Raw genomic sequence first — 24785 nt, 5'->3', positions numbered from 1 at the left:
ATCCCGGCCACGTGCCAGTCGCCGAGGAGTCATCGGACTGTCGGCGCTGGTGGTGCTGTCGATGATGGCACTGACCTCGCCGGCCGCGAATGCGCGAGCCGATTCCGCGGCACCTCGGATCGCCGAGTACGTCGCCCTGTGGAGGCGGTCGGTGTGGATCTGCGACGTGTGATCCGAGCGATCGTTTCGCGTGCGCCGAAGGCTCGCCTACTGGTCACCAGTTACACGAACTACGCCGACGTCATGCGGTCGAACGCGGCTCAACCGATCCTGAACGCGCGCGACTTCTCCGGCGCGTTCCATTCGACGGCGGCCGGGGAACGCGCGTTCGCGCGGATACTCGCCGATCAAGTGAGGGCCGGGGCGTGATCCGGCAGGCCATCCTGCGCCGGTTCTCACGCGCCCAACGCGGTCTTCCACGGCACGCGCGAGCCTGTAAGCAGAACCGATCGCCGGTAGATCCGTCCCGCGACCCAGACCGCGACAGCGGTGACCGCCGCCATGATGATGCACGAGCCGACCACTTCCATCCAGGTGGCGTATCCCGTTGCGACGCGCATCGGCACGACGGTCGACGAGAACGGCGGGATCCATGCGAGAATCCGGATCGCCGTCGAGTCGGGGGAGCCGATGCCGAAGATCCCGGCGTACAGGGCGCCCATCGCCAGGACCATCAACGGCCACGACGCGCTGTTGATCTCCTCCTGTCGGGACACCATCGCGCCGGTCGCCGCGTAGAGGGCGGCGAAGAACAGGAAGCCGAGCAGCAGCCAGATCGCCGACACCCCGAGCATCGCCGCCGCGACATCCGGGACGGTGAGGAGTCCAGTGGCGCTCGCGGTGATCAGTGCGGCTGCCGCGAACAGCAGAGTGGACGCCATCTGGACGACGCCGATACCGATAATCTTGCCCCACAACAGATGTCCGGGCTTCACGGTGGCGAGGAGGATCTCTACGATCCGTGACACCTTCTCCTCGACGACACCGACCGCGACGGCCATCCCGCCACCGAAGATCATCATGAACATCAGAATCGATCCGACGTACGACAGCGCGAGGCGTTCGCCTTCGGCGTCTGCGACCTGCTTGGTCCGCTCCACGGTCACCCTCGCGTCGCGCTGCAAGCCTGCCGGGTCGACACCCGCCTTCGTGAGTGCGCCGTCGACGACTGCCGAAGAGACGCCGTTCTTGATCGCGGCTTCGATGTCGGCGTCGAGGTCGTCGTCGGAGTAGACGGTGTAGCCACCGTTCGGCGCGGCGACGATCGCCGCGGTCACCGATCCGTCGGCGGCCGCGGCCTTCGCGTCCGGAGACTCCGAGAACGACAGTGAGACGCCGAGCCGGTCGCCGGTCGCCTTGATCGCCGAGGTCGTCGCGGCGTCGACGCCCTGCGTTGCGACAGATTCGGTCGACGGCCCGTCGTCGACGAACTGCGCTGCGACGATGCAGCCCACGATCGCGACGAGCAGCATGATGATGTTGGTGACGATGAACGATCGCGTCTTGACCCGAGTGATGATCTCGCGTGCCGCGATCAGCCGGATGGATACCCAGCCGGAGGTTGGCGCAGTGGTGTTACGAGTCCAACCGGAAGCTGGTTCTGGGGTGCTCATTCGGCGGTCACGACCTCTCGGAACATCTCGGTCAGATCGGGGGTGGCGGAGACGAAGGTGTGGACGGGGCCGGTGGCCAGAGCGGCGGTGAGGATCTGCTGATCGTCGTGCGAGCCGTCGACGTAGACGGTGCTCGCGCCGCCGTATTCGGCGCGGACGACGCCGGGCAGGCCGTCGGCCCAGCCGGGAGGGGCCGCGGGCGCGTCGACGCGGAGCCGGACACCGCCGCGGGCGCGCAACTCGTCGACGGTGCCGGACGCCCGCATCCGCCCCTTGCCGATGATTCCGACGCGATCGCACAGGCGTTGGACGAGGTCGAGTTGATGGCTGGAGAAGATCACCGGTACTCCGGACGCCGCCTTCTCGGAGAGGACTTCGCTCATCACGTCGACGGCGACCGGGTCGAGGCCGGAGAACGGCTCGTCGAGCACGAGGACGTCGGGGTCGAAGACCAGGGCTGCGGCGAGTTGGACACGCTGCTGGTTGCCGAGTGACAGATCGGCCACGTTATCCCCGATTCGGCCATGGATGCCGAGCCGACGGGTCCAGTACTCGGTGCGCTCGGCGGCATCGGCCGCCGACAGACCGTGCAGCCGCGCCAAGTAGACGAGTTGGTCGCCGACCTTCATCTTCGGGTATAGACCGCGCTCTTCGGGCATGTACCCGATACGGCGTCGGACGTCGGCGTCGATCGGGCGCTCGCCGAGTGTCGTGGTTCCGGAGTCGGCGGCGAGGACGCCCAGAATGATCCGCATCGTCGTGGACTTGCCCGCACCGTTGGATCCGACGAAGCCGAAGATCTCGCCAGCACCGACCTCGAAGGTGACGTCGTCGAGTGCTGACACAGCACCGAAGGTCTTGGTGAGTCCGGCGACCGCGAGGCCTGCTGACGGGACAGGTGGCATGCGCGAGACCCCTCTCGTTGTGGTCTGTGTAATCGTTCTCGGGCGACTGTGGCCGGTGTGACGTCCTCACGGTAGCGCGCGGGCGCGCGTTACGCAGAAACCGTCACTAGCCGGTAGCAACTGTGAAATGACCCTCTTAATCGGCGTGTGGGGTAACGATTCGGCGTCTATCCGACGATGATCAGGTGAGACATCAAGTCACGTCTCGGGGAGGGGACCAACCATGCAGTCAGGACATCAGCGACGCCGTATGTCGATCGTGAGCTTCGTTCGCCTGTTCTCAGGCCGACGCCGCACACCGGCAGCGCTCGCTGAGCAGCGGGAGCGGCTGGCCACCACGGCAGAGCTCAGCGAACTGCGACTCGCACGCTGATCCCCCCGACTTCCACGACGTCGCCGTCGGTCAACTGACGGCCGCGCCGCGTCTCAGTCTCGCCGTTCACCTCGACGAGCCCGTCGCCGACGACGATCTTTGCGTCTGCGCCCGTCTCGATCAGATTCGCCAGCTTCAAGAACTGGCCGAGTCGGATGGAATCGTCCCGGATCTCGATATCGTCCACGTCGATCATTGTTGCACTGCCGTTGCTGGACCGGGCCGGAGTGTGCCTGGCGAGCGTGATGACTGTTACCGAGGGTTACCCGACAGTAGGGTGAGCGAATAGACTGTGCACATGGCTTCGCTCACCTTCACCCCGACCGCAGACCTCGTCGACGAGATCGGTGCCGACGTCCGCAGTTGCGACACCCAGTTCACTCAGTACGGCGGCGAGCGCGAGTTCGTCGGCACCGTGACGACCGTGCGGTGCTTCCAGGACAACGCTCTGCTCAAGTCGATTCTGTCCGAGCCGAACGAAGGCGGCGTCCTCGTCATCGACGGTGACGCATCGGTGCACACCGCACTCGTCGGCGATATCATCGCTGAACTGGGCCGCTCCAACGGTTGGGTCGGGATCATCGCCAACGGAGCCATCCGCGACGCCAAGACCATCGGCGGCATGGGGATCGGCGTGAAAGCGTTGGGCACCAACCCGCGTAAGTCGTCGAAGACCGGCGCGGGCGACCGTGACGTTCCCGTCGAACTCGGCGGCGTCACCTTCACTCCCGGCGACATCGCGTACTCCGACGACGACGGCATCGTCCTCGTCGCCTCACCTGCCTGACCAGAATTCTGATCACATCCGCCCGACCGTCCGTCCCCGCTCCAGGAGTTCACATGCCGAAGCCGTCGCCCGCCTACTTCACTCGACTGGCCGCGCTCGCCGCGATCGACGAGCAACGTCCGTCCAAACCAGTCCTCGAAGCGTTCAGCGGAGCCGAGATGGCAACCGTCCCCGTCGCCACCGCCGACGACCTCGAGCGCGCCGTCGCCCGTGCACGCACCGCGCAGGTCGACTGGGCGGCCCGCACCCCGGCGCAGCGCGCCAAGGTGATCGCCGTGTTCTCCGACCTCGTCCACGACGCGGCTGACGATCTCATGGACATCGCGCAGGCGGAGACGGGCAAGGCGCGCATCTACGCGCAGGAGGAGGTCATCGACGTCGCGATGACCGCCCGCTACTACTCGCAGCAAGGGCCGGGCATGCTCGCCGAGCACACCGTGCAGGGGATGCTGCCGGGAGCGACGCACGCCCGCGTTCGGTACCAGCCCAAAGGCGTGGTCGGCGTCATCAGCCCGTGGAACTACCCGCTGACCCTCGCCGTCTCGGATGCGGTGGCCGCACTCATCGCCGGCAACGCCGTCGTCATCAAGCCCGACAGCAACACTCCGTACTGTGCATTGGCGCTCGCTGAACTCCTTTACAAGGCCGGTCTGCCGCGCGAGCTGTTCGCCGTCGTTCCGGGTCCGGGTTCGGTCGTCGGGCAGGCGATCGTCGCCACCACCGATTACGTCATGTTCACCGGCTCGTCGACGACGGGTGCGACGCTCGCGTCGCAGGCGGGTAAGCGACTGATCGGATTCTCCGCCGAGCTCGGCGGCAAGAACCCGATGATCGTCACCGACGGCGTGAACATCGGCGACGCGGTGTCCGGCGCCGCCCGCGCCTGCTTCTCCAACTCCGGCCAGTTGTGCATCTCGATCGAGCGGATCTACGTAGAGCGGTCCATCGCCGACGAGTTCCGCCGACGCTTCGCTGAGCACGTGACGGATATGACCTTGTCGGCGTCGTACGACTTCACTGCGGACATGGGATCGCTCGCGTCCGCCCAACAGGTCGAGACGGTGCAGGCACATCTCGACGACGCGGTCGCCAAGGGCGCGAAGGTTCTCGCGGGTGGACGCAAGCGCGCGGACCTCGGCCCGTTCTTCTTCGAGCCGACCGTGCTCACCGACGTGACCGACGAGATGACCTGCTTCGGCGACGAGACGTTCGGACCGCTTGTGTCGATCTACCCGGTCGACACCGTCGACGAGGCGATCGAGCGCGCCAACGACACCGAGTACGGCCTCAACGCGAGCGTTTTCGCAGGCAGCACCGGGCAGGCGCAGGAGATCGCCGAACGCCTGCACGCGGGCACCGTCAACATCAACGAGGGCTACGCCGCAGCATGGGGGTCGACGGCGGCTCCGATGGGCGGCATGGGCATCTCCGGCGTCGGCCGTCGCCATGGCGCCGACGGTCTGCTCAAGTACACCGAGCCGCAGACCATCGCCACCCAGCGGGTGATCGGTCTCGACGGCATCAAGGGCATCCCGCAGAGCCTCTACTTGAAGCTCACGCCCGCCATCATCAAGTCGCTCAAGTACCTGCCGGGTCGGTAGGGGCTAGCTGGGCACGTCCAGGGCCGCCACGCCAGGGATCAGACTGGTCACGGCCGCCGGTCCTTCGTAGCGTGTCCGCCGCACCGAGATGGTTGCGACGACCGGGCCCGATCCGGTCTGCGCGATGCGTGATGTCGGCAACGACACCGGGTATCCGGTCGTGGTCGGGCCCTTCTCCCAGTAGCGAAGGTCCAGATGACCGGCCTTTCCGGTCCGCAGATTGCGCCAGTTCACGGTGAGGAAGCGGTTGGGGTACTCGAAGTGGTACGGCGCGACGTGCGCGACGGTGAACTGGACCGTCGCGGGTGTTGGCGGGAAGATCATCGGCCGCATGCCTGGCCGGGCGGTGACCGTTGTCCGCTGAAAGGACCCGCCCGGCACCGCAGGCGGTGGGAGTTCCAGGCCGCCGATCGCGGGAATGTGGAAGCTCAACGTTCGGGTCAGCGGCGGGGGAGCGGCATCGGCGACGGGAGTCACCGCGGTGGTGGCGGCGACCGCGACGAAGGACGCGGCGAGCAGCGTGCGTGTGCGAGTGAAGTGTGTCATCGGCTTCGGTGGCACGGTCTCCCGCACCGAGGTCTACGAATTCGGTCTACTGTGACTGTCGACACATGCGTCCGGTTCGTTAGCTTGTTCGGATGACACTCGCCCTACGTCAGACGCGGCGTGCGACGTAGGCCGCCGCACGATCGGTCGTCCCGTTCGCCGGGTACAGCAGGTGTACGGCGTTCGGTCCGGCGAGGGGCGCACCGTTGCAGATGTTGTCGCCCTGGGCGCAGTAGCGGACCGTCTTGCCCTGGTAGGCCTTGCCGACGCGCATAGTCGGTGCACCGGCGTCCTTCAGGAAGCGCGCCGACGGCGGAGCGATCAGCACGACGGCTGCGATGTGGTCGGCGAGGTCGGCGGCCATCGGCTTCGGAGCGTACTGGCGGTAGCGCGCGTAGTTGGCCGGGATGTCGTACGAGTCGGCCACCGTGTACGCGGCGAGGGCGCCGCCCTGCGAGTAACCGCCGATGACGATGTCGGTCTTCGGGCACGCCTTTGCGATCTGCCGCACCCGGTTCTGGGTGGACTTCACGCCGGTTACAAAAGTCTCGGCGAATTCCAGTTTGTTGCCGAAATCGGCGCTCGCGGAATAGTGCACCGGCTCGACGCGGACGGACTCGCCCTTGATGCGGTTGCGCAACGAGTTCTCGAATGCGATCCCGGTGACCCCGAGCGGGGGAGCGGTCTCGGCTGTTCCGCGGGCGAAGAGTACGTGGACGTCCGCGCACTTCGGCGCCGCGGACGCGACCGGCGCCTGCAGCGCCAGAATCCCGCTGAGTGCGACGACTACACCGGACACAAGAACGAGGAGACGCTTCACCATGGGGTACAGCTAATCATGGAATCCGGTCGCGTGTGACTTCGACGTGCCAGTTCACACGTCAGACCGCGCCCAATATCGCATTAATCGGGCAGAACGCAGCGACCTCAGGCCCGCCGCACGGCGGCGGAACCCGAGGTCGCTGTCGACGTCGTGGTGCCCTCAGCCGACGTGCACGTTCAATCGCGCGAGCAGGTCGTTGTCGATCGCGGCCAGCTCGTTGTCGATGGCGCGCTGCGCCGACTTGCGCTGCGAAGGCGGCATCGCGTCGGCTGCGTCGGCGGCGACCTCGAGGTTGGTCAACCGGTCGCTCATCGCGTCGACGAACGTCTTGCCTTCGGCGGTCTGCTCGTGCGATGCGACCTTCGCCGCCGATTCTCGCGAGGTGGCGATGCGTGCGCGCAGCGTGGCGCTCGGTCCGCCGTACTGGGTCAGTACCTTGGCCGGGACGCCTGCGCGGCGGGCCTGGACCTCGGTGAGCTGCGCCCTGGCCGCGACGGCGCCCCGGTACACGATCGGAACGAGGACGGGTGCCGCCATCCTTCCGACCGCGAGGTAGCGCTTCATCTTGGTCGGCGTGAACAGCGCCTTCTCGGCATCGGCCTTTGCCTTCTCGGCGACGACCTTGGCCTCGGAGGCCGCGACCTTGCTCTGCGCCTTGGCCGAAGCCTTGGCCGTCTTGCGCTCAGTTCTCTGCGCGCGCTTGTGGAATTTGTTCTCTGCCTGCAGCTTCTGCTTGTGCTTCTTACGGTCCAGGGCGGTCTCGGCCTTGGCCTTGGCTTTGGCGCGGTACTTGATCGCCTTCTCCTCAGCCTTGCGGATCGCTTTGCCCGCCTTGCGATCAGTACGCTTCGAGCGCACGGATGAGAGCAGTCCCATGCTCTAACCTCTCCGTCGGAATATCGACACCTGCGAATGGCTGTCTCCAGCTTTGCATAGTCTCGTGGGGTAGTGAATCACGCGGTCCGGTGTGGGCCGACGTTCGAGTCGACGAGATGAAGTGGGGGCGCCGCACGTGAGTCCTGCGGTCCTGGGGGCACGGAACCTCAGCGGATGCGAGCATCGGCTGGCTCTCGACTTCACCGAGCGCGGTGATGCGTCGGCGTCCGACGTGTCGCCGGAGGCCCGTCGTCGCATCGAAGCCGCCCAATCGCACCGAGCCGCGGTGATCGCCACTCTGCACGGACTGCAGAGCGGGCAACCCACCGGCACCGTCGTCACGGTCGACGACGGCCCCCACCGCGAGCGTGTCGAGCAGACTCGACGCGCCGTCGAATCGGGTGCGACCTGGATCTTCCGAGCGACGCTGCCGACCGACACCGAGCGCGGTCGGCGCGGACACGCCGAGGTGCTGGTCCGGCACGACGGCGGGTACCTGCCGATCGTCATCGTCAATCACCGGGTCACCACTCCCGTCAGCCCGGCCCGGCCAGCCGACGCGCCCCCGCCGACGCTGCTGACCAGTCCGTTATGGGGGTGGTCGCCCGAGATCGATGCGTTCCGCTCGCTGCGTTCCCAGCGCCGCGACGTGCTGCGGTTGACACATCTGACGGCAATGCTCGACGACCTCGGGTGGAGTGCGAACAGCGGGGGCCCGACTGGCGGACCCGAACGGTGGGGCGGACTGATCGGACTGGACGCAGACTGCATCGTCGCCGTGCCGCTCGCCGCCGCGATGGCCGGGTACGTCGGCGTGTTCGAGCGCCGCCGCGCGGTGGTCGACGGGCAGGTCCGGACCGGACCGCGGCGCGTCGCCGAATGCCGCAGCTGCCACTGGTGGCCGCGATGCGAGGCCGAACTCACGCAGCGGCGCGATGTGAGCCTCGTCGTCGGCGGCAGCCAATCGTTGATCCTGCAGGATGCGGGCATCGGGACCGTCGACGAACTGGCGACCCACCGCGGCGACCCGCCCGCCGAGTGGCCTGGCGCGGTCTCGTTCGCCGATGCTGTGGTGTCGGCGCGATGCTGGGTGGACGGGATCGGGTTGGCGCGGCGCGCCGACCGCCCGAGTGTGCAGCGTGCCGACGTCGAGGTGGACGTCGACATGGAGAGCTACTCCGAGCGCGGCGCGTACATGTGGGGCACTCTCCTCACCGACACGACGAACCCCGACCGTGAGGTGCGCTACCGCGCCTTCGTCACCTGGGATCCGTTGCCCACGCTCGACGAGGGCCGGTCGTTCGCCGAGTTCTGGACGTGGCTGAGCGCCGAGCGCGACGCCGCGCACGCCGCGGGCAAGACGTTCGCCGCCTACTGCTATTCGCAGCAGGCCGAGAACCGGTGGCTACGAGGCAGCGCCGATCGCTTCCACGGAAGAGTCTCCGGAGTGCCCTCGCGGGCCGAGGTCGATGCCTTCATCGGATCCTCGGAGTGGGTCGACGTCTTCGAGGCGGTCGGACGGAACTTCGTGTGCCCACGAGGCAAGGGACTCAAGCGAATCGCCCCGGTGGCCGGCTTCAATTGGCGCGACGACGAGGCGAGCGGCGAGGCGTCGATGGAGTGGTATGCCGCAGCAGTCGCCCTCGACGGCGCTGCGCAGGACCTGTCGCAGCGCGCTCGGCTCCTGACCTACAACGAGGACGACGTTCGCGCGACCAAGGTCTTACGCGAATGGATATCGTCCGATGCGGTCCTCGACCTCCCGCGGAGCTTGGACCTCCTGCCGAGCTGAAATGTTCGCTCGCGAATTGCCAAACCGCTTGCGAACAGTATTGAATGTCTGCGACTGAGTCGGAGACGGCTAGTAGCCGGGGGGCGTGAGAAGGGGCGAGGAGAATATGTCGGACGGGGAGGCGGGCGTGTTCGCCTTGCGGCTGGACGAGTTGTTCCGGAGTCTGCCGGGGCCGGACGGGCGGCCGTACAGCGCGAAGACCATCGCGCAGCGGGCCGCGGACCGCGGGTATCGAATCGGGGAGTCGTATCTGAGCCAATTGCGTTCCGGCAAAGCGAAATCGCCCTCGTTCCGCACCGTCGAGGGGCTCGCAGCGGCGTTCAACGTCGACATCCGGCACTTCCTGTCCGACGACAACGAGCGGCGCAGCCGGATGGAGATCGAGCAGTTCCGGGCGATGGCCGACCCCGAAGTGCATCGTGTGGCGCAGCGGCTCGCGGGGCTTCCGAAGGAGACGGTGGCCGTCGTCGACGAACTCGTCGACGTGCTGCATAAACGGCGAGAGTCCGTCGCCCTGGACGACCAGGCATTGCATCTGGTCGACGAAGCAGTGGGCTGACGGACTCTCGCGCGAGTCTCGCGCCGATTTGCTAGCGCGGCGCCATGCGGAGCGCACCGTCCATGCGGATGGTCTCGCCGTTGAGGTAGTCGTGGCCGACGATGAGCGCGGCGAGGTCGGCGTACTCGGAGGGCTCGCCCAGGCGCGCCGGGAAGGGGATGCCTGCCTCGAGGGTCTTCTTGATCTCCGGAGTGACGCCCGCGAGCATCGGGGTGTTGATGGTGCCCGGCGCGATGGTGCAGACTCGGACTCCTGCGCGAGCGAGGTCGCGAGCCGCGGAGATCGTCATAGCGTGCACGCCGCCCTTCGACGCGGTGTACGCGATCTGGCCGATCTGGCCCTCGAATGCGGCGACCGACGCGGTGTTGATGATCACTCCGCGCGCGTTGTCGTCGTTGACGACGCTCTCGGCCTGCATGCGGTTGGCGGCCAGCCGCATCACGTTGAACGTGCCGATCAGGTTGATCTCGATGACCTTGCGGAACAGGTCGAGATCGTGCGGGCCCTCCTTGCCGAGGATGCGTGAGGCCCAGCCGACGCCCGCGCAGTTGACCGTGACGCGCAGCGGGATGCCGGCTTCGGCGATCTGGTCGATGACGGCCTGGACCTCGGTCTCGCTGGTGACGTCGGCGGCGACGAGTTGGACGCCGTCGACCTTCTCGGCCTTGTCGATGGAGGGCTGCAGGTCGATGCCGAAGACGGTGGCGCCTTCGGCGGCGAAACGCTTGGCGGTGGCGGCGCCGAGCCCGGAGGCGGCGCCGGTGACGATGACGGCGGAGCCGGTGACGTCCATTCGAGAGTCCTTTTCTTCGGTCCACGGCCTCGGTAGGCCCGGTCGAGGAGACTCTAACGCACGGAGGCCGAGCGATCGATCGGTAGCTCGGTATCTGTGGCCGCGGCCTCGGCTGCGCGACGGCGTCGCGTGGCGACGATCCACCAGATTCCGCCCACCACGATGACGACGGTCGCGGCGACGGTCGACGCGATGACAACGGCAGACGCCCCGGTCAGGCCGTCGACCACGAGCCAGGTCGCGAACACGAAGAACCCGACGGCCGCGCCGAGCGCGATGGAGCGTTCGGGTAGGTGGCGGCCGAGGAGCCGTCCGACGACGATCGCCAACGCGTCGGCGGCCACCATTCCGATCGTCGAACCGATCCAGACACCGAGCCAGTCGTTGTCCGCCGCGAGGGTGATGGTCGCCAGCATCGTCTTGTCGCCGAGTTCGGCGAGCAGGAAGGACGACATGACGGCGAAGAACACCGATCGGCCGACCCGACCGGCTCGGGCGGCCTCGTCGTCGTCGAGTTCGTCGCCGCGCAGCGTCCAGAACCCGAACACCAGCATCGAGAGCCCGCCGGCGATCGAGAGGAGTTCGGTCGGGATCGACAGGCCGAGGAAGTGTCCGAAGAACACCGATGCCGCGTGTACCAGCGTCGTCGCGGTCAGGATCGCGGTGAGGACTATCCACCAGCGGTAGCGGAGTGCGAAGGTCATCGCCATCAGCTGGGACTTGTCGCCTAGCTCGGCGACGAAGATGACGGCGAAACTCAACGCCAGGGCAGCGAACATAATGCCAGGCTAAGGTGACCCGCATCCCTCATTCAACACTCGGTGAATCCGTGAATTCGCAGGTCGGGAGGCCGCATGCGGCTCTTCGGGCCACCTCAATCTCGGGTGAGGCAGCCCTCGCTGGATATCGAGCCACGTCTCGGCAGGCACAATGGTGCGGTGATCTCCCCTGCAGTCGACGTCCGGAGCGCCCCGACCGGACCACTCCGACCGATCGAGATCGCGTCGATCGCGATCTTCAGCGGTCTCACCGTCGTCCCCGCCGTCATCGTCGCGGTGGTCCCGATGGCGGCCGCCCTCGGCTTCGCCGCTCCGGTCCCGATCGCATTGCTCGCCGCCCGCACGCGGCTGCGTGCGGTCATCGCGGCCTTCGTCACGACGGTCGCAGTCACGTTCGCGGTGGCCGGGCTCGGGACCGCGTTCGCGGTCGCGGCGACGGCGGTGGTCGGTGGAATCGTCGGCGAAGTTCGCCGCCGCGGCGGTGGAGCCGCAGTCCTGACACTCGCCGCGCTGATCACGTCGCCGCTCATCGCCGGCATCTCCGTCGCGCTGATGTGGGTTCTCGTCCCGCTGCGTCGCCTGGCTCTGGAAGTCTTCGACAATATCCTGACCGGTCTGGCCAAGACGGTGCGAGTATTAGGTCTCGACGGGGTGGGCGATGCAATCGAGAGCTTTTCCGGCAACGTCGTCGACCACTGGTGGCTGTGGATCTGGATTCCCGGCACCGTCGGCACATTCCTGACGATCCTCGTTGCAGGCTGGATGCTCGGCAAGGTCCTCGACCGGCTCGCCGACGTGCGACTTGACGACACTCTCGAAGCCGCGCACACTACCGTCGCCGACGAGCAGCCCGCTCCGTTGCCGATGCGCGCGGTCGGCGTCGGCTACCGCTATCCCGGCACGACGCGCGACGTGCTGACCGGCATCGACCTGGAATTGCATCCGGGCGAGTTCGTCGCCGTCGTCGGCGCCAACGGATCGGGCAAGTCGACGCTCGCGAAGATCCTCTCCGGCGTCGACCCGACGATCGGCGTCGTCGACCGCCCCGGATCGCCGGGGCTGGGGCGTGCGGGCGGAACCGCACTGGTCCTACAGCGACCGGAGGCGCAGATGCTCGGCTCGCGGGTGGCAGACGACCTCGTATGGGGCCTGCCCGACGACACGGCCGTCGACATCGACGGTCTGCTCGCGGAGGTAGGTCTGGCCGGGCTCGGCGATCGCGACACCTCCGACCTGTCGGGCGGTCAGCAGCAGCGGCTCGCCGTGGCGGCGGCACTCGCGCGGGGTCCACGTCTGGTCATCGCCGACGAGGTGACATCGATGGTCGACCCGCAGGGCCGCCACGATCTCATCTCGATCCTCGCCGAACTGCCCAGACGTCACGGCATCACCGTGGTCCTCATCACGCATCGTGACTCCGAGGCGCGGGCCGCCGATCGGATCATCCACCTTACGGACGGGCGAGTCGTCGACCATCACCCGGAGTGGATGCGACCCGAGAGCGCGGCGCCCGCCCTGGCGTCCGCACCGATCGGCGGCCAGCCGCTGCTCGCGGTCGACGGTGTTGCGCACACATACCTTCAGGGGTCGCCGTGGGAGGTGACCGCGCTGCACAGCGTGAACCTGCGCGTCGATCGCGGCGACGGCATGCTGATCGTCGGCGGAAACGGTTCGGGTAAGTCGACATTGGCGTGGATCCTCGCCGGGCTGACCGAGCCGACGTCCGGGCAGGTGCTGCTCGGTGGCGAGTCGGTCGCCGACAACGTCGGACGGGTCGGCCTCGGATTCCAGCATGCCCGTCTGCAACTGCAGAAGGTGAGCGTCGGCGACGAGATCATGGCGGTCGGCGGCGAGAAGGTCGGCACCACCGAGGTGGGGCGGGTGCTCGACCTCGTATCGCTGCCGCGCGAGTTCGCGGCCAAACGCGTCGACTCGTTGTCCGGCGGGCAGATGCGTCGGGTGGTCCTCGCATCGTTGATTGCGTCCGAACCGGAAGTCCTGGTGTTGGACGAGCCACTCGCTGGCCTCGACCCGCAAGCGCGCGAAGAGGTGCTGACCGTGCTGGCGTCCCTGCGTGATCACGGGGCGACGATCGTCATCATCTCCCACGACCTCGAGTCGCTCGACCGAGTCTGCAACCGCCGCGTCGAACTCGTCGCAGGCGTCCTGGAAGGCGGTGTCTGACATGCAGATCCCGATGTTGCGTCAGATCCCGGGTGACTCGCCGATCCACCGGTTGTGGGCAGGCACCAAACTGATCGTCATCCTGGTCCTCGGGCTCATGACGTGGATACTGCCGTCGTGGCCCGCGCTCGGCTTCGTCGCCGTCTGCCTGATCGTGTTCGCGCTGATCGCCGGGATCCCGGTGGGGGCTCTGCCGCGTCCGCCGTGGTGGTTCTGGGCGTTGATGGTGGTCGGCGTCGCGTGGTCGTGGGTGGCGCGCGGTTCGGACGGCGGGCTCACCGCATTGCGTGCGGTGCTCCTCGGGTTGGTCGTGGTCGCGATGTCCGTGCTGGTGGTGTGGACGACGCCGGTGGCCGAGCTGGCGCCGGCGATCGCCGTCCTGATGCGGCCGCTGCGCTGGCTGCGCCTGCCGGTCGACGAGTGGGCGGTCACGATCGCGTTGTCGTTACGCGGACTGCCGCTGCTGATCGACGAGATGCGTCTGCTGTGGGCCGCGCACAAGCTGCGCCCGAAGTCGAAGGCGGCGTCCGGGCACCCGTCCGCCGAGCTGGGGGTCATCGACATCATCGTCGCCGCCATGTCGTCGGCCATGCGTCGCAGCGCCGAGATGTCCGAGGCGATCACCGCCCGCGGCGGTACCGGTCGCCTCACGGCGTACCCGTCGCGGCCTGGCCGCCTCGACGCCGTCGTCCTCGTCGTGTTCTTCGTCGTGTCCGCCGGGGTCGCCGCGGCCGCGATCGTGTTCTTGTGACCCGGGCTGCTCGCTGAGCAAGAACGGTCAAGCGTTCGCCGCCGTCGCGAGCAGATACTGGATAGATGAGTGATCCACTGCGACGCCTGCTCGATGCGGTTCTCGACGAGTCGCGCGACGGACTACGCGAGATGGCTGCCGCCGCATACACGTCACCGTTCCATTTCGCCCGATCGGTGCGTGTGGGCGCGGGGGAGTCGCCGGTCGCATTGCGGCGCCGAGTGATTCTCGAGCGGGCGGCGTGGGAACTGCAGCACGGCGCGAACGTCACCGATACGGCATTCGCCGCGGGCTACGAGAGCGTCGAAGGATTCAGTAGGGCCTTCTCTCGGGCGTACGGGCACCCGCCGACGGGGATGCCGGCCGCCGGCCGCGGCGGACACTGGTTGCCCGCGCCGAACGGAATCCACTTCCACTCGCCGACCGTGTTGTACGTCGACTCGGGGCGCGGCGACTCGCGGAACGAGGAGTCCGCGGGCGACGTGCTCTCTTTGCAGGTGCGCCATGACGTCGCCGATATCGCGTCGGTTCTCGGCGCGTGCGCCGACCTGTCGAGCACCGAGCTCACGGCGGTCCGTTTGCCGGGCAGTGCACCCCGCCACTGGGACGGACCCGACGAGACCCTCGCGGAGGTCCTCTGGCACCTGGTGGTCAGTAAGGAGCCGTGGCTCGCCACCATCGCTGGAGCTCGGATGCCCGATATGACGCCGGTCCGCGATATCGCGGCGTTGCAGTCGCGTCACGACGACGTCAGCGGGAGGTGGCTCGCGACAGTCCGCGATATCGACCGCTGTAACCGATGGGCCGACTGGATCGTCGACGCGTTGTGCGACCCACCGGAGTCCTTTCGGCTGGCCCAGATCGTCGTCCACGAACTGACGTTCTCGGCCCACCGTCGGCTGCTTGCACGGTGGATGCTCGCCGACGCGGGCATCGACGTCAGTGCGCCGGACCTCGACCCAGACCCCATCGTGTGGCAACGCCGCAACCAAGGAGAGCTCGCATGACCTCGTACGTCTACTACACCGCCTGCACGCTCGACGGCTTCCTCGCCGACGAGAACGATTCGCTCGCATGGCTTCTCACTCAGCCGATCGACGACGACGGGCCGTTCAACATCGACGAATTGATGGCGGCGACCGGCGTGATCGTCATGGGAGCGACCACCTATCTGTGGGTTGTCGACCACATCGCCGAGAGCGGTGAACCGTGGCCGTACGGCGACTACCAGACGTTCGTGTTCACGCACCGTGACGTCGATGTCGTCGCCCCGTCGGTCACTGTGCTCTCCGGCCCGCCAGCCGAGCATCGCCCGAAGCTGGAGGCGGCCGCAGGGGAGAAGGACGTGTGGGTGGTCGGTGGCGGCGATCTGGCCGCACAGTTCGCCGAGGCGTCGATGCTCGACGAGATGACCGTCTCCTATGCGCCTGCGACGGCCGGCTCCGGGCGGCCGCTGTTCCCGCGTGCCTTCGGCTTCGAGTTGCTGGAGACGGCCCGCAACAAGGCGTTCCTCATTGGCCGGTACCGCGTCGTCGGCCCGCGCGACTGAGACTCCCGAGAAACACGAACGGCGGTCGCCCCGGTGAGGGGCGACCGCCGTCGGCGTCAGTAGAAAATCAGGCGGGAACGATCAGGCCCGAATACTGGGTCTTCGCGCGGGCGAGGCGCTCGGAAGCGTCCTCCCAGTTCACGACGTTCCACCAAGCCTTGACGTAGTCCGGCTTGACGTTCTGGTAGTCGAGGTAGAAGGCGTGCTCCCACATGTCGAGCATGACGACCGGGATGAGGGCGGCGGACGTGTTGCCGCTCTGGTCCGTCAACTGCTCGATCACCAGGCGCTGGCCGATGGTGTCGTAGCCCAGGATGGCCCAGCCGCTGCCCTGCAGGGTGGTGGCTGCCGCGGTGAAGTGAGCCTTGAACTTCTCGAAGCCACCGAAGTCGGTGCCGATCTGCTCGGCGAGATCGCCGGTCGGCTCGCCGCCGCCGTTGGGCGACAAGTTCTTCCAGAAGATCGAGTGGTTGGTGTGACCACCGAGGTGAAACGCCAGGTTGGCGGAGAGACCGAAGACCTTGCCTGCGATGCTGTCGTCGTCGCGTGCGGCTGCCAGGTTCTCGAGGGCGGTGTTCGCGCCCTTGACGTAGGTCGCGTGGTGCTTGCTGTGGTGCAGCTCCATGATCTTGCCGGAGATGTGCGGCTCGAGAGCGCCGTAGTCGTAATCGAGTTCGGGCAGGGTGTATTCAGCCACGATGATCCTCTCTACAAATTGATTCCAGATCCGTACTGGGTCCAGTCAACAACATTTCCCCACACGGATGCTTATTGCAACAGATCCGCTCACCGGTCTATTCCCGTCGACTGGATTTCACCGGCACGCCGTAGCCTGGACGCATGAGCATCTTCGACCGTATCTTCGCCGCGTCCGCAGTCAAGACCGCGATGGTTGCGCGTGAGAATGCTCTGCCCGGCCGTGACACGCTGATGCCGCTGCGTGAGAAGAACCTTGTCACCGGTCACCCGATGCGCGGACAGTCCGACGCCGCAGGAGGATTCGGACCGAATGGGATCGGCGACTGGGGACCGGATCGACAGGCAGTCGTCCTTGCGGGCGGTTGCTTCTGGGGCATCGAAGAGATCTTCTGGCAGCAGCCGGGCGTCTACACGACGGCAGTCGGCTACGCGGGCGGTTACACGCCGAACCCGACGTACGAGGAGGTGTGCACCGCGCAGACCGGACACACCGAGGCGGTCCTCGTCGTCTTCGATCCGGAGGAGACGTCGCTCAAACGCCTCATCGAGGTGTTCTTCACCTCGCATGATCCGACGCAGGAGATGCGTCAGGGCAACGACGTCGGCACCCAGTACCGCTCCGCCGTATACGGACTCGACGACGAGGCGACGCGTCTAGCAGTCGAGACCGCGCAGCGGTACGGTCCGACGCTGGCCGATGCCGGATACGGCCCGATCACCACGGAGGTCCTCTCCCTCGCCGACGCAGGCGACGGTCACTTCTACTACGCCGAAGACGTCCATCAGCAATACCTGTTCAAGAACCCGAACGGATACCGCTGTCACGTGAGCACCGGGCTGGCGTTCCCCGCCTGATGGCGCGCACCCTGACGCTCGAGCAGTGGAATCGCACCCTGCTCGAGCGGCAACATCTGCTCGAACGGGTCGACGACGACGTCGTCGAGGTCGTCGACCGTCTCGTCGGGATGCAGTCGCAGGACCCGCAGGCCGCGTTCTACGGGCTGGCGTGCCGCGTGCACGACTTCGATCCCGCCGATGTCGACGCCCTCCTCACCGGCCGCGAACTCGTCCGGATGACCCTGCAGCGCGGCACCGTCTTCTTGATGGACGGACTCGACGCCCGGTGGATCAGGGAGCTCGTACAACCGTCGATCGCTACGGCGGCCGCCACCAACCACGGCAAGCGACTCCGTGGCGTCACCGTGGACGACGTCACCGCCTACGCCGCCGAACTCCTCGGCGCCACAGACGATCCCGTGCCCGGAGCCGAGCTGCGGGACGGGCTGGCACGACGGTGGCCCGATGAGCCGCCCGCCGATCTCGCGGCCGTCGCGAGGTGGGGCCTCCCACTGGTCCAGACACCGCCGCGCGGCCTGTGGCGGGCGTCCGGTGCGCCCGCATATCGGCATCTCGACGACTGGATCGGCCCCGGCGTCCCCGCCGTGACCGGCGACGAAGCTCGCAAGGATCTGGTCCGGCTCTACCTGCGCGGATTCGGGCCCGCGACCGTCGCAGCCGTCCAGACGTGGTCGGGACTGACCGGTCTCGGGCCGGTCATGGCGGCGATGGAGGCCGACTGGGAACTCCAGGAACTCGTCGGCCCGACCGGGCAGCGACTCTACGACCTGGAGGGGCTGCCGATCGCGTCCGGCGACGAACCGGCTCCGGTCCGCCTCGTCGCTCCCTACGACAATCTCCTCGTCGCCAACGCCGACCGCGTCCGTGTCGCCGACCCGGACCTGTACGCTGCGCTCGTCACCCCGAACGGACGCTTCCCCGGATTCGTTCTGGTGGACGGGAGACTCGCCGCCACCTGGACGCCGACGCGCGACGGCATCGATCTGGTCGAACTCCGTGACCTGACCACAGCCGAACGCACCGACGTCGAGCGTGAAGTGGCGACCGTGCGCGAGATGCGGGCCTGACGGGGCCCGAACCCGTTCTGTTACGAACCTGGCTGTTACGAACCTGTTCGGGGATTTCGTACCGAGATGAAGTAGCGCCGACCGCCTGGATCGGCCATCATCACACGGCCGGTGCACTGTTTCACCACTGATGCGCCCCAGCCCTCGTGCCGTTCGACCTCGTCGCCGATGTCGGTCGCAGCCACCTCGAGGTACGTCGCAGGCTCGGTGACGTCGGACCGGATGAGGAGCACCTGGAGGGCTAGTTTCGGATTCCGGGTGAGGCCGACGCGGTCCGGGTCGTGCCGACCCGGAGTCGGATGTCCGGTGAGCGCTTCCCAGAACGCGACCTCGGCGTCGAACAGGTCGGTCGGCACGTCGAAGCACACCTGGTCGATGATGCTGATGGTGCCGCCCGGCCAACGGATCGGACGCGCTCGTTCGCTCTCACCCTGATGTGGGACGAGGCAGAACACGCCGCCGCCGGGCGAAGACATCACGCGATGGGTGCCGTAGTCGGCGATCAGCGACGCCCCCAGCGAGGCTGCCTCCAACGAGGCGGACACGGGATCGGCCACGTGAATGTCCAGATGTGTGCCGCCGGAGTCGTCGCCCACCCGTTGGACGCGCAGGTGTGCATCGCCGTTGAACGGTTCGAGAGTCGCGAACTCCTTGTGGTCGCCACGTGGCGGCGACACGGTACTGCCCGAGATCGCCCGCCAGAAGGTGACTTCGGCACCGAATTGGGCGGCCGGGAAGTCGAGATACGCGGTCAGCCATTCCACATGCACGCCGTCAATTCTAGGCGCTGTGGTTGTGCTGCGATGTGCCGTCCCGGCAACTCCAAACCTCTTCTTGAGAGTTTCGCTCGGCGTGTTATCCCCAAGTTATCCACACCTGTGGATGTGGATAACTTTAATGAGGAGCGGATGTCTGGCAGATGTCCGGAGGGTAGAGATCAGACCAATCGGGCACGAAAACGAGACCTGTAACACACTTGCACCGCCTCCTACCTAGGTCTATCCACATTTCCACAGGGTTATGCACAGCTTCGGAGATCCTGTGAACAGATCGCGGGGGGCTGGTTTAGGACAGTGAAGACAGCCTTTGTGGATAGAACTATGCAGGGTCGCATAGTTGCATCCAGGCGATTTCTGAGTGACGGCTGAAGGCGACACTCACAGTGGCGGCTGAGCCCTTGTCGGTTCGACGGTCCACCCCCGTCCCTCACGTGTGGAAAACTGGATGGCGTGAGTATGGGCGACATCGAGACCGTGGCGGTGACCGACCTCCCTGACGACTTCACCGGCGACGGCGACCGGATCCTGCTCGACGTCCGTGAGGACGACGAATGGGCGCAGGCGCATATACGAGGCGCTCTGCACATCCCGCTGGCCGACGTCCCGGCCCGCGTCGAGGAGATCGACCTCGACCGCGAACTGCTCGTCGTCTGTCGCACCAGCGGCCGCTCGTATCGGATCATGGAGTACCTGCTGATGCGCGGAATCGACGGAGCAGTCGTCACCGGCGGCATGGTGGCGTGGCAGAACGCGGGTAAGCCCGTGGTGACCGGATCGGCAGACGCGTGAACCTCGACGTCTGCCCGGCGTGCCGTATCCAAGCGCCGCACCGTGATGGCCGCACCGTCTGCCCGCGCTGCGGAGGGCCGCTCGTTCAGACCGATGAACAGGGTGCGGTCGTCGTGTCTCGGGGCGGTCCCGTTCCCCAACAACCCGTTCCCCAGCAGCCCAGAGTCCAGCCTGCTCGCCGCCCGCTCCGGTGGGCGGCGCATCGACCGCGTAAGGCCATGCCAGCGCCCCGGGGGCCTCGCGTGGCGGGGCGTCGGCCGACACCGACCTACGCGAGTACGCCGCACTGGGGACTCGTCGACATTCCGCGTCCGGAGGCTGACGATGTCGATCCGGTCCCGGTGACGACGGATGCGTTGACCCGGGCGTTGCGGTTGACTGCATTGATCCTGGCTGCTGCGGGCGTCGTCCACGCGGTCCGGTACATCGTGGCGGTCGTCAACCGGACACGCCCGATCCTGATGTGGATCGACTGGCTCAGCAGTATCGCCGTGCTCGTATTCGGCCTGATGGCGCTCGTCGCGGTCGTCATGGCCGTCCTCGCCTTCGGGCGATGGGTGCGGCAGCTGCGGGAGCGGCAGTACGCGGCTGCCGGGTTCGTCGACCCGCGGCCCACCGTGATCGTGTATCTGCTGTCGATGGTCCCGCTCGTCAACGTGGTCGGCGCGCCGTGGCTTCTCCACGAGGCAGCGGTCGCCGGTCGGCGCGATCCGCGCGCCGACCGAGTCCGCGTGCGGCTGGCAATCGCGTGGGTGCTGGTGAACGTGCTCGCGGTGGTAGCCGTCGGTTATCGAATCGCGGCGTGGAGCACGACGTCGCTGCAGCTCGACGCGGACGCGTTGTTCCTCGTGGCACTGGTGTTCGGGGTATCCGCGGTGTTCGCACACTGGGCAGTGCGCCGGATAGAGATCATCGCGGGGACGCTCGACGTCGAGGTCGAGCGACCGGCACGACGACTGGTCGCAGTGTGACTCGGCCTGGAGTGTCCCGGTCGGGCAAGCCGGCCGTCGTCGCACATCGAGGAGCGTCTGGCGAGGTCGCTGAGCACACGATCGGCGCGTACGAACTGGCACTCGAGCAAGGGGCAGACGGGCTCGAATGCGATATTCGGCTGACCGCCGACCATCAACTCGTCTGTATTCACGACCGGACCATCGAACGAGTCTCCGACGGGGTCGGCGCGGTCAGTGAGATGACCCTGGACCAACTCCGGGAGCACGACTTCGGGTCTTGGCACAGCGGCACGCCCGCCCAGGTGTTGACGCTGCGCGAACTCCTCACGCTGACCCTCGACTGGCATCGCCCGGTCCGACTGTTCATCGAGACCAAACATCCCGTCCGCTACGGGTCGCTCGTCGAGACGGAACTCCTCGAAACGCTCCACGAGTTCGGGGTGGCCACGCCACCGTCGGCCGACCACAGCCGCGCCGTCGTCATCTCGTTCTCATCGGCCGGCGTGTGGCGTATCCGCCGCAGTGCGCCGATGCTCCCGACCATCCTCCTCGGCGACAGCGCTCGCATCATCGGCGGCACCGCGGCCACCGCCGTCGGCGCGACCGGGGTCGGCCCGTCCATCGCCACGCTTCGCACGCACCCGGAACTGGTCGACCGTGCTGCGGCGTCCGGTCGCGTCACCTACTGTTGGACCGTCGACGAGCAACCCGACGTCCAACTGTGTGCCGATCTAGGTGTGCGCTGGGTGGCGACCAATCACCCGGCTCGCGTACGGGACTGGCTGGTCACCGCCTACTGATCGGGCCGCCTGCTGATCGGGCCGCCTGCTGATCGGGCCGCCTGCTGATCGGGCCGGGGCGAGGTCCATGAGATATTGGACGCATGGGTAAGAAGAGCAAGCGCGGCAGTGGTCCGCGCCCGGGAAGCAATCGCGCCGAGCGAGTAGCCGCACGCAAGGCACGGCAGGCCGCATCGCTCGCCGGGCCGGTGCGCCCGTTCGAGGGTCTGGCCGCCGAATGCGACCTCGTCGCCATGCGCACGTTCATCGCCTCGGCGACCGCCACGGTCCCGTTCGCCGCCGACTTCGACGCGAAGCAGACCGTCGAATTCGCGACGGTCTTGCCCGGCGCCGTGTTCGCCGATGTCAGCGGCGGCACACCGGCCCACGGCCACGCGGCCCTCCAGACCGACCCGGACCCCGACGACCTCCGCACCTCGGTGGCGAGTGCGCTCGCCTGGGCGGCTGCCGCGACGAGTGGAAGCGAGTACGACGGTTCGGCGACCGAACTCGACCTCGCCGACATCGTCGACGCGACGGCGTCGATCGACGTGGCGGTCCACGACGACTTCGCCTGGTGGTTCGCCGACGACGCCGACCTCGATCCGCAGATCACGTCGATGCTCGAGCGCGCCAACGACACCATCCTGCCGACTGCGCGACTGACACCCGCGAGTGGCGTCGGGGCGCCATGGTGGGTGGATGCGGGCGAGAAGGCGCATCTCCGCTGGGTGCGACCCGAAGGCGAGGACTCACTGATGAACGCGTTGGCGCGTGTCCACGATGCGGGCGCGTTGACGCTCGGCGTCGGCTCCCGGTTCGCCGGGTCGTTCCGCACCCACGGGCTTCTCGTCCCGGTCTTCGACCTCGATGTCGAAGCCCACCACGCCGAATGGAACGACGGCCTCGACGCCTTCGACAAAGCGCTCACCGAAGCCCTCGCCGACACCTCCGACCTGACCGCCGCACAGCGCGCGTCCAAGGCGGGCATCATCGCGCGTCAGGTGACGATCCGCTAGGCACAAGCGTGTCGGGCGGGTCGGGCCTACTACAGGTTGCCGCCTGCTGCGGGCGGAGCGGCCGCGTCCGGAGCCGCTCCGGCGGTGTTCAGTTCGCGCTCGACGAAGTTCTCAAGGTCGAACAGGTTGCCGTCGGCGCGGCGGGCGATGGTCTGCAGTGTCGTCATTTGAGCTACTTCCTCGACTTGCTCCTTGAGGAACCACTGCATGAACTGCTCGCCCAGGTAGTCGCCGTTGTCGCGTGCCGAACTCGCCAATGCGACGATCTGCTCGGTCACGATCTTCTCTTGGGCGAGAGCCAACGCGATCGGGTCCTCGTAGTCGTCGAACTCGGTGGTCGGGGCGGCAGCGGAGGGAACCCGCACATCGATGTCGCGGTCCAAGAAGTACTGGATGATCATCATGGCGTGGTTGCGTTCTTCGACCGCCTGCGCATAGAAGTGACGCGCCATCTGCGGCATATCGTGCGCGTCGTACCAGACCCCGAGCGCGATGTACTGCTGCGACGCCGAGAACTCGTTGCTGATCTGCTCGTGGAGTAGTTCCTGAAACTCAGTCGGACTCGGACTCGGGCTCATACGCTCAGAATAGAGGACGTTCGGCCTAGCCGCCGATGGTCGAACCGCTCGATCCGCTCAACAATTCTTCGGGGACCTCGACGCCGCGGCTGACGTATTCGAAGAACTTAGCGGTGTCGTCGCCCGGGATCAACGCATCGCCGTCGTCGGTGATCTCGTCGCCTGCGGCGGGGACCGTCGTCGTGACGGGGTTGCGCAGACGGAACGCGAGCCACGCCAGATTCCACAGGTGGTCGCCTTGGCCGACGGTCACCGCGTTCACCGCGCCGTTCGCGAACGGGATCAACTTGAACGGATTCAACAGCACGGACGGACTCGTGGTCTTCGACATGAGCGCAGAGAAGAACTTGCGCTGATTGACGACGCGTTCGAGGTCGGCGTTCGGGAATGCGCGAGTGCGCACCAGACCCAGTGACTGCGCACCGTCCAACGTCTGACAGCCCTTGGGCAGACGGAGCCCGGCCTTCGGGTCGCGCAGTGGTCTGTCCAGACACATCTCGACGCCGCCGACTGCGTCGACGACCTTGTCGAATCCGCCGAACCCGATCTCGATGTAGTGGTCGACATGGACGCCCGAGAACTGCTCGATGGTCTGCACCAGTAGTCCGGGACCGCCGGTGTTGAACGCCGAGTTGATCTTGTGGCTGCCCTGACCGGGAACCGGGACGTACAGATCGCGCGGAACGCTGATCAGCATCGGCTTACCCGTGGTGGGGATGTGCGCGAGCATGATCGTGTCCGTGCGGGCCCCATCGCTGTCGCCGGTCGCGAGCTTATCCTTGTCCTCTTGGCTGAGATCGGCACGCGAATCCGTACCGACGACGAGCCAGGTGGTGCCAGGGGTGTCGCTGACCCGGCCGGCATAGTTCGACAGAGCGTCGACACGATGCAGCTTGGTGTCGTAGTAGAACATCAGCGCGACCGGTGTGATCAGCAGCAACAGCACGATCACCAGGACGATGCGCAGGATGCGTCGCGGCTTGCGCTTGCGGCGTGGGGCCGCGGGTCGTCGCGGCGGTGGCGGGGCTCCCGACTCGGGGCGGGGGCGAGGTCGCGGCGGCGGCGGACCCGGAGGTGGTCCGGGCTGCGGACCCGCCGGCCGACGATGCCGTTCCTGCGGAGGGATCGGCTGCGGCTCCTGCCGCGGTGCGTATCCGGGGCGGCCCCGCAACGGCTCCTCGCCGGGCGGAGGCATGTAGCGCCGTTGCGGTCCGGGTTCGGCCGACCAGGCCTGCGGCGGTCGATAGGGCTCCCCGCCGGGAGGAGGGCGTCGCTTCCTCGGCGGCTCGGGCTGGTCGTTCATCCTCGCCACGTTACCGATGGCACCTGAAAG

At 67.2% G+C, this 24785-nt stretch carries 28 protein-coding genes; 16 read left to right on the top strand and 12 right to left on the bottom strand.

The window, feature by feature from the left end:
- Positions 1 to 153: 153 nt before the first annotated feature.
- Positions 154 to 369: a hypothetical protein gene (locus ACTIMF_RS00390; protein WP_442348288.1), complete on the top strand. Its 216-nt coding sequence runs from the start codon at positions 154 to 156 to the stop codon at positions 367 to 369.
- Between the two features lie 26 nt (positions 370 to 395).
- On the opposite strand, the gene ACTIMF_RS00385 is transcribed toward ACTIMF_RS00390, so the two are convergent.
- Positions 396 to 1613: an ABC transporter permease gene (locus ACTIMF_RS00385; protein WP_442348287.1), complete on the bottom strand. Its 1218-nt coding sequence runs from the start codon at positions 1611 to 1613 to the stop codon at positions 396 to 398.
- Complete coding sequence (locus ACTIMF_RS00380) at positions 1610 to 2518, bottom strand: ABC transporter ATP-binding protein (RefSeq protein ID WP_442348286.1); 909 nt, start codon at positions 2516 to 2518, stop codon at positions 1610 to 1612. Before ACTIMF_RS00380 ends, ACTIMF_RS00385 begins: the two co-directional genes overlap by 4 nt.
- 223 nt (positions 2519 to 2741) lie before the next feature.
- Here ACTIMF_RS00380 and ACTIMF_RS00375 point away from each other — a divergent pair, with 223 nt between their 5' ends.
- On the top strand, positions 2742 to 2891 hold the full coding sequence (locus ACTIMF_RS00375; RefSeq protein ID WP_442348285.1) for a hypothetical protein: 150 nt from the start codon (positions 2742 to 2744) through the stop codon (positions 2889 to 2891).
- Here the strand turns inward: ACTIMF_RS00375 and ACTIMF_RS00370 are convergent.
- Complete coding sequence (locus ACTIMF_RS00370) at positions 2866 to 3087, bottom strand: RNA-binding S4 domain-containing protein (RefSeq protein ID WP_442348284.1); 222 nt, start codon at positions 3085 to 3087, stop codon at positions 2866 to 2868. The genes ACTIMF_RS00375 and ACTIMF_RS00370 overlap by 26 nt on opposite strands.
- A 102-nt stretch (positions 3088 to 3189) precedes the next feature.
- On the opposite strand from ACTIMF_RS00370, the gene rraA reads away from it, so the two are divergent.
- Positions 3190 to 3678 carry a ribonuclease E activity regulator RraA gene (gene rraA, locus ACTIMF_RS00365; protein WP_442348283.1) on the top strand — a complete coding sequence of 163 codons (489 nt, stop codon included), beginning with the start codon at positions 3190 to 3192 and terminating at the stop codon, positions 3676 to 3678.
- Positions 3679 to 3731: 53 nt separating this feature from the next.
- Positions 3732 to 5279: a succinic semialdehyde dehydrogenase gene (locus ACTIMF_RS00360; RefSeq protein WP_442348282.1), complete on the top strand. Its 1548-nt coding sequence runs from the start codon at positions 3732 to 3734 to the stop codon at positions 5277 to 5279.
- Between the two features lie 3 nt (positions 5280 to 5282).
- On the opposite strand, the gene ACTIMF_RS00355 is transcribed toward ACTIMF_RS00360, so the two are convergent.
- The 3 genes from ACTIMF_RS00355 to ACTIMF_RS00345 all read right to left on the bottom strand — a co-directional run bounded on the left by ACTIMF_RS00355 (position 5283) and on the right by ACTIMF_RS00345 (position 7524).
- Positions 5283 to 5825 carry a hypothetical protein gene (locus ACTIMF_RS00355; RefSeq protein WP_442348281.1) on the bottom strand — a complete coding sequence of 181 codons (543 nt, stop codon included), beginning with the start codon at positions 5823 to 5825 and terminating at the stop codon, positions 5283 to 5285.
- Positions 5826 to 5934: 109 nt separating this feature from the next.
- Positions 5935 to 6648, bottom strand: coding sequence for a cutinase family protein (locus tag ACTIMF_RS00350; RefSeq protein ID WP_442348280.1), 714 nt, complete (start codon positions 6646 to 6648; stop codon positions 5935 to 5937).
- 159 nt (positions 6649 to 6807) lie between these two features.
- Positions 6808 to 7524 carry a DUF6474 family protein gene (locus tag ACTIMF_RS00345; protein WP_442348279.1) on the bottom strand — a complete coding sequence of 239 codons (717 nt, stop codon included), beginning with the start codon at positions 7522 to 7524 and terminating at the stop codon, positions 6808 to 6810.
- A gap of 136 nt (positions 7525 to 7660) precedes the next feature.
- Here ACTIMF_RS00345 and ACTIMF_RS00340 point away from each other — a divergent pair, with 136 nt between their 5' ends.
- The gene (locus tag ACTIMF_RS00340) at positions 7661 to 9316 is read left to right on the top strand and encodes a TM0106 family RecB-like putative nuclease (protein ID WP_442348278.1); all 1656 of its coding nucleotides are present in this window, start codon (positions 7661 to 7663) and stop codon (positions 9314 to 9316) included.
- A 106-nt stretch (positions 9317 to 9422) separates the two neighbouring features.
- Entirely contained in the window at positions 9423 to 9875 is a 453-nt protein-coding gene (locus tag ACTIMF_RS00335) for an XRE family transcriptional regulator (protein ID WP_442348277.1), read from the top strand.
- A 31-nt stretch (positions 9876 to 9906) separates the two neighbouring features.
- Here the strand turns inward: ACTIMF_RS00335 and ACTIMF_RS00330 are convergent, their stop codons facing one another.
- Positions 9907 to 10668, bottom strand: a complete 762-nt coding sequence (locus ACTIMF_RS00330) for an SDR family NAD(P)-dependent oxidoreductase (protein WP_442348276.1) — start codon at positions 10666 to 10668, stop codon at positions 9907 to 9909.
- A 53-nt stretch (positions 10669 to 10721) separates the two neighbouring features.
- On the bottom strand, positions 10722 to 11447 hold the full coding sequence (locus ACTIMF_RS00325; RefSeq protein WP_442348275.1) for a TMEM165/GDT1 family protein: 726 nt from the start codon (positions 11445 to 11447) through the stop codon (positions 10722 to 10724).
- Between the two features lie 159 nt (positions 11448 to 11606).
- Between ACTIMF_RS00325 and ACTIMF_RS00320 the strand changes: the two genes are divergently transcribed.
- From ACTIMF_RS00320 to ACTIMF_RS00305, 4 genes are all read left to right on the top strand, one after another.
- A complete protein-coding gene (locus tag ACTIMF_RS00320; RefSeq protein WP_442348274.1) occupies positions 11607 to 13631 on the top strand; it encodes an ABC transporter ATP-binding protein in 2025 nt (674 codons plus the stop codon).
- A gap of 1 nt (position 13632) precedes the next feature.
- A complete protein-coding gene (locus ACTIMF_RS00315; protein WP_442348381.1) occupies positions 13633 to 14382 on the top strand; it encodes an energy-coupling factor transporter transmembrane component T family protein in 750 nt (249 codons plus the stop codon).
- Between the two features lie 65 nt (positions 14383 to 14447).
- The gene (locus tag ACTIMF_RS00310) at positions 14448 to 15389 is read left to right on the top strand and encodes a helix-turn-helix domain-containing protein (protein WP_442348273.1); all 942 of its coding nucleotides are present in this window, start codon (positions 14448 to 14450) and stop codon (positions 15387 to 15389) included.
- Positions 15386 to 15931: a dihydrofolate reductase family protein gene (locus ACTIMF_RS00305; protein WP_442348272.1), complete on the top strand. Its 546-nt coding sequence runs from the start codon at positions 15386 to 15388 to the stop codon at positions 15929 to 15931. Before ACTIMF_RS00310 ends, ACTIMF_RS00305 begins: the two co-directional genes overlap by 4 nt.
- A 67-nt stretch (positions 15932 to 15998) precedes the next feature.
- Here the strand turns inward: ACTIMF_RS00305 and ACTIMF_RS00300 are convergent, their stop codons facing one another.
- Positions 15999 to 16628, bottom strand: coding sequence for a superoxide dismutase (locus tag ACTIMF_RS00300; protein ID WP_442348271.1), 630 nt, complete (start codon positions 16626 to 16628; stop codon positions 15999 to 16001).
- Between the two features lie 143 nt (positions 16629 to 16771).
- On the opposite strand from ACTIMF_RS00300, the gene msrA reads away from it, so the two are divergent.
- Together msrA and ACTIMF_RS00290 are read left to right on the top strand one after the other, a co-directional pair.
- Positions 16772 to 17485, top strand: a complete 714-nt coding sequence (gene msrA / locus ACTIMF_RS00295) for a peptide-methionine (S)-S-oxide reductase MsrA (RefSeq protein ID WP_442348270.1) — start codon at positions 16772 to 16774, stop codon at positions 17483 to 17485.
- The gene (locus ACTIMF_RS00290) at positions 17485 to 18555 is read left to right on the top strand and encodes a winged helix DNA-binding domain-containing protein (RefSeq protein ID WP_442348269.1); all 1071 of its coding nucleotides are present in this window, start codon (positions 17485 to 17487) and stop codon (positions 18553 to 18555) included. Before msrA ends, ACTIMF_RS00290 begins: the two co-directional genes overlap by 1 nt.
- Positions 18556 to 18590: 35 nt before the next feature.
- Here ACTIMF_RS00290 and ACTIMF_RS00285 read toward each other — a convergent pair whose 3' ends face one another.
- Positions 18591 to 19325 (bottom strand): VOC family protein, encoded by a 735-nt coding sequence (locus ACTIMF_RS00285; RefSeq protein ID WP_442348268.1) that lies wholly within the window; start codon positions 19323 to 19325, stop codon positions 18591 to 18593.
- 465 nt (positions 19326 to 19790) lie between these two features.
- On the opposite strand from ACTIMF_RS00285, the gene ACTIMF_RS00280 reads away from it, so the two are divergent.
- The 4 genes from ACTIMF_RS00280 to ACTIMF_RS00265 all read left to right on the top strand — a co-directional run bounded on the left by ACTIMF_RS00280 (position 19791) and on the right by ACTIMF_RS00265 (position 22874).
- The gene (locus tag ACTIMF_RS00280; RefSeq protein ID WP_442348380.1) at positions 19791 to 20123 is read left to right on the top strand and encodes a rhodanese-like domain-containing protein; all 333 of its coding nucleotides are present in this window, start codon (positions 19791 to 19793) and stop codon (positions 20121 to 20123) included.
- A gap of 218 nt (positions 20124 to 20341) precedes the next feature.
- Positions 20342 to 21094 (top strand): DUF4328 domain-containing protein, encoded by a 753-nt coding sequence (locus ACTIMF_RS00275; RefSeq protein WP_442348267.1) that lies wholly within the window; start codon positions 20342 to 20344, stop codon positions 21092 to 21094.
- Complete coding sequence (locus ACTIMF_RS00270; RefSeq protein WP_442348266.1) at positions 21091 to 21876, top strand: glycerophosphodiester phosphodiesterase family protein; 786 nt, start codon at positions 21091 to 21093, stop codon at positions 21874 to 21876. The genes ACTIMF_RS00275 and ACTIMF_RS00270 overlap by 4 nt, the downstream gene beginning before the upstream one ends.
- Positions 21877 to 21959: 83 nt before the next feature.
- A complete protein-coding gene (locus ACTIMF_RS00265) occupies positions 21960 to 22874 on the top strand; it encodes a DUF5926 family protein (RefSeq protein WP_442348265.1) in 915 nt (304 codons plus the stop codon).
- 29 nt (positions 22875 to 22903) lie between these two features.
- Here the strand turns inward: ACTIMF_RS00265 and ACTIMF_RS00260 are convergent, their stop codons facing one another.
- Positions 22904 to 23452 (bottom strand): ferritin, encoded by a 549-nt coding sequence (locus ACTIMF_RS00260; RefSeq protein WP_442348264.1) that lies wholly within the window; start codon positions 23450 to 23452, stop codon positions 22904 to 22906.
- Positions 23453 to 23477: 25 nt separating this feature from the next.
- Positions 23478 to 24755: an LCP family protein gene (locus ACTIMF_RS00255; protein WP_442348263.1), complete on the bottom strand. Its 1278-nt coding sequence runs from the start codon at positions 24753 to 24755 to the stop codon at positions 23478 to 23480.
- Positions 24756 to 24785: the final 30 nt, after the last annotated feature.

It is taken from the genome of Gordonia sp. (in: high G+C Gram-positive bacteria) (assembly GCF_052106715.1).
In the GTDB taxonomy this organism is placed as follows: domain Bacteria; phylum Actinomycetota; class Actinomycetes; order Mycobacteriales; family Mycobacteriaceae; genus Gordonia.
Note: the sequence above shows the minus strand (reverse complement) of the source record. Positions and strands in the feature narration are given on the sequence as shown.